General features: G+C 55.1%; 1 protein-coding gene. It reads left to right on the top strand.

All coding sequences use genetic code 11. The features are described from left to right. Window positions 1-5: 5 nt before the first annotated feature. Window positions 6-243 (top strand): ATP-binding cassette domain-containing protein (locus HBA93_RS22925; RefSeq protein ID WP_221724763.1); only part of this gene is annotated, 238 nt, incomplete at its 3' end.

The following is a 243-nucleotide window of genomic DNA, read 5'->3' on the forward strand; positions in this document are numbered from 1 at the left end:
CTAATTTGGTTCTCAGCATTCATAATATCTCTGCCGGATATGGCGGAAAACCGGTTCTGTCTGATCTCTCGGTGCGCTTCGCTGCGGGACGTGTGACGGCACTTGTGGGGCCCAATGGTTGCGGTAAATCCACTTTGCTGAAAGCGATCATGGGCTTTGTGCCGGTTTCCGGTGGCCGGATTTTACTGAATGACGAGCCGGTCAGTGCCATTGGCAGGCGGGCGCTGGCGCGTCATTTATCCT

Origin of the sequence: Ochrobactrum sp. SFR4 (genome assembly GCF_019730395.1) — a bacterium.
In the GTDB taxonomy this organism is placed as follows: Bacteria; Pseudomonadota; Alphaproteobacteria; order Rhizobiales; family Rhizobiaceae; genus Pseudochrobactrum.